This is a genomic window from candidate division KSB1 bacterium (assembly GCA_022562085.1).
Taxonomy (GTDB): Bacteria; Zhuqueibacterota; Zhuqueibacteria; order Oceanimicrobiales; family Oceanimicrobiaceae; genus Oceanimicrobium.
In genome coordinates this window covers 1-3,576 of sequence record JADFPY010000417.1, presented here as the reverse complement: position 1 = coordinate 3,576, position 3,576 = coordinate 1, and the positions used below count along the sequence as shown (strand labels likewise).

Genomic DNA, 3,576 nt, shown 5'->3' with positions numbered 1-3,576 from the left:
TGATGATTAATAGAGAAGATTTCCAAAGATGCAATTTCATAGGTTTTCTCCAATAGATTTTTGAGATTATTGACTAAGGTTTCGGGAATGAAACAAATTGTAAATTCCATACCATTTTTTTTCATCCTATCAGTCGAAGAAATTTATATCAATTCTGTATTATTTTCTACCACATGGTTGGTTTCTACTCAACTGTTAAATCAAGACAATCGTAACTCTTAAATTCTTCAAAGACCTGATTCTTTCCCCATCCAGTCTTTTTCTGTAATCTTTTTTGAAATTCATCAGAAATATCCATCACAACATTGTGAACCAAAACATCTTTTCTCATAAATGCCCCCCTTTTTCATTTCACTGTCAGGGGGTCACTGTGTGACCACCCGCCAAGTCTAAGAGTCATCGAATGACTTTGGAAGTAGCCCCACCTTTCAGGTGGGGTTCTTGTGGAATTTCATTATTCAAAAACTTCTCAGGAAAATCATCGCTGTCAGGCGATGGTTTATCTATTTCCTTTGTTTATTTAATTAAAGTTTATCTATATACAGTTTATCTATTTAGTGGATCCTTGATGCTACTTGGTCGGAGGCACCCCGGGAGTTTGAAGAACACGTTACCTTGCGCCACCTTCTGTCCATGACGAGCGGGCTCACAAGGGGCTTGGAGTACGAAGCCCCAGCAGGAGAGCGCTGGCTTTACAGCACCAGTGCCTACAAGCATCTGATTGAAGTATTGACGAAGGTGAGTAGGGTCGAGCTGAGCGATTATACGTCCGAGTGGTTGACCGTCAAGATAGGGATGAAGGATAGCCGTTGGGTGACTCGAGCGGGCAAATCGAAAAACTCTTATGGGTTCGTATCATCCACCCGAGATCTGGCCCGCCTGGGACTACTGATTTTGGCAGAAGGTGCCTGGGATGGTGACGTGATTGTCAGTGAGAGCTACCTGCGGGAAACACTTAGGTCATCACAATCGATGAACCCAGCTTTCGGCTTTCTTTTCTGGGTGAACGGCCAAGACGACTGGATGGATGTGCATCAAAATAACCTTAGGCCGGGCTCCTTCATTCCGACAGCACCAAATGACTTAGTCGCAGCACGTGGCGACGGTGACCGCAGGGTGTACGTCGTCCCGAGCTTGAACATTGTCATTACGCGACTTGGCGCCAGTGCTGTGTTCAAGGATGGCAAGGCAGATTACCAGTTCTTCGATCGAGAGTTCTGGAGGAAACTTATGAAAGCTGCTCGACCGTCCTCAAATTCCCGCCCAACATCTCAGCACCGGTGAGGATGAAAGAAGGGCTTCATCCACGAGGCGAAAGCAACTGGAGCTTTGAATCACCAGAGCGGCTGGTAACTCGTTTCAAGCTCAAGAAAGAGTTGGGCACTTGCTTTTAGACTATACCACAGTGACTGAACTTCCCTAACGTTGCTTCGGTTATACAAGGAGGAAATTGCACCCACTTTTTGGGGGTTGATTTTAACCTTCACCGAATTACGCTGATCAGAGTAGGGCTAACATGCAAGGTATAGAGACTTTAATAACCAATTTATTAGTTCCGAGAATAGAGCGTTGGCCTCCGGAGCCAAAGGTTGTGGGTTCGAGTCCCTCCTGGCGTACAAGGCTAATTTCAATAGAAATAGCAGAAAACGCTCTCATTTTTTGAGGGTTTTTTTCTTTCTTTGTATTCTCAAATTTACCCATGTTTACTCAAATTTTAACGCAACTTTAACGAAACTCAAGTCGGCATTTCAAAGCGCAACTTGTGCTCTCTAATTTGGAAAATTCTCCAACAAACTCTTGACTTCATATCAGTTTTTAACTATCTTTAACAATTGAGGGCTCATTATGGATTATGAGTTCGTCTAATGGAAGTTCGTTTTAACTCAGGAACTTCAACCGCGGTCGCGGGTCTTGATGGGCTCGTGACCGTGTCTCCCCGGTTGCTAGCAATTTTGCATCTGAGTCAAATAACGGGAGTCGAAGGAATGACCATGGCATCCCAAAACGGTTCAAAGCAGCCAAAACTTCTTGAGCGCGTTCGCATCGCTATTCGTACCATGCACTACAGCTACTCCACGGAAAAAACTTATATTCACTGGATAAGAAAGTACGTCCTGTTTCACAATAAACGTCACCCAAACAACATGGGTGAACCTGAAATCGGCCGGTATATTTCACACTTAGCCGTGAATAAAAGAGTCGCATCCTCAACTCAAAACCAAGCACTTTGCGCTATCCTCTTCTTATATAAACAAGTCCTGAAAATTGAAATAGGCGACTTGGATATTACCTGGGCAAAAAAGGGTAAGCGACTACCAGTTGTATTTTCACCAAATGAGGTTAGAAAAATAATGTCTCAGCTATCGGGCACAAAATGGATTATGGTGAACCTACTGTATGGCGCGGGATTAAGGCTGAAAGAATGTCTGCGGCTGAGGGTGAAGGATATTGACTTCGACTATCGAGAAATCACAATTCGAAGCTCTAAAGGCAATAAAGACCGGGTTACGATTTTACCGGAGATATTAAAAGAACCGCTGCAAAAACAAATAGTAAACGTAAGAAAGCTTCATGAGAGAGATTTGAAAACCGGTTTTGGAAAGGTCTCCCTGCCATTTGCCCTTGAGAGAAAGTACCGTAATGCAAATAGAGAATTGGGATGGCAATATATCTTTCCGAGCCGGACTCTATCAGTAGACCCTCGCAACGGCTTGAAACAGAGATACCATCTCCATTCAAGCGTCTTGCAAAAAGTAGTCAAGGAAGCAAAAAAGAAGGCTGGTATTACCAAACACGCTAGCTGTCACACTTTTCGCCATTCGTTTGCGACGCACCTGCTACGGGATGGCCAGGATATTCGCACCGTGCAGGAGCTTCTGGGTCATAACAATGTGAACACAACTATGGTGTATACGCATGTGTTGAAAAAGGGTGGATTTGGTGTGACAAGTCCTTCAGATAAACTTTAATAAAGTGTGGTGTGGTGGATGAAGGTGGTTAAGACCCTGGTTCCCGGGGAAAAAGGGACGAAGGGGTTGACGGGCAAATACGGCGAGCGACTGGTGTGCGTGCGTTATCGGTACGATGCTAGCCGGAAAATGCGGTTCAAAACCGTTGAGCTTATTGAGGAAGCAAAAGTCATTGGGCATTCAACAAGAAAACCACCGAGGAACAAGATTGTGCAGATCACGGTCGCTTACGGCGAAGCCAGAATAGGCAAGCTAGTGCGTGCGGCTGGCGGCAGATGGAATCGCCGGGCGAGAGTCTGGGAACTCCCGTACGGTCAAGTTCTGGATCTTGGACTCGAAGAACGATTGGTGAGTCCTGAAAACAAAAGTGGCTAGATATAGGAACATTCGCATTACAGAAAAATGGCTATATATAGGAAACTCGAATGCCTATATGTAGGAACATTTGATTTTTTTTACTATATGTAGCAACTTGTTCCTATATGTAGGCACTTCAAAACGGATTCTAAAGCGGTTCAATTATAAGTTAGATGGCGACACGAAGTCGTCTCGGTTATTGTGTAACAGTTAAAGGAACAACTGATTACACCTGGTGTCTCACCACCAG

General features: G+C 44.4%; 5 protein-coding genes. 3 read left to right on the top strand and 2 right to left on the bottom strand.

Annotated features, from left to right (window positions below):
• Positions 1-184: 184 nt before the first annotated feature.
• Positions 185-331, bottom strand: a complete 147-nt coding sequence (locus IH879_21540; GenBank protein MCH7677511.1) for a hypothetical protein — start codon at positions 329-331, stop codon at positions 185-187.
• A gap of 284 nt (positions 332-615) precedes the next feature.
• Here IH879_21540 and IH879_21535 point away from each other — a divergent pair, with 284 nt between their 5' ends.
• Entirely contained in the window at positions 616-1,284 is a 669-nt protein-coding gene (locus IH879_21535; protein MCH7677510.1) for a serine hydrolase, read from the top strand.
• Between the two features lie 216 nt (positions 1,285-1,500).
• Here the strand turns inward: IH879_21535 and IH879_21530 are convergent, their stop codons facing one another.
• Positions 1,501-1,701 carry a hypothetical protein gene (locus IH879_21530; protein ID MCH7677509.1) on the bottom strand — a complete coding sequence of 67 codons (201 nt, stop codon included), beginning with the start codon at positions 1,699-1,701 and terminating at the stop codon, positions 1,501-1,503.
• A 290-nt stretch (positions 1,702-1,991) separates the two neighbouring features.
• Between IH879_21530 and IH879_21525 the strand changes: the two genes are divergently transcribed.
• Positions 1,992-2,969 (top strand): integron integrase, encoded by a 978-nt coding sequence (locus IH879_21525; protein ID MCH7677508.1) that lies wholly within the window; start codon positions 1,992-1,994, stop codon positions 2,967-2,969.
• An 18-nt stretch (positions 2,970-2,987) separates the two neighbouring features.
• A complete protein-coding gene (locus tag IH879_21520; GenBank protein MCH7677507.1) occupies positions 2,988-3,344 on the top strand; it encodes a hypothetical protein in 357 nt (118 codons plus the stop codon).
• Positions 3,345-3,576 lie beyond the last annotated feature (232 nt).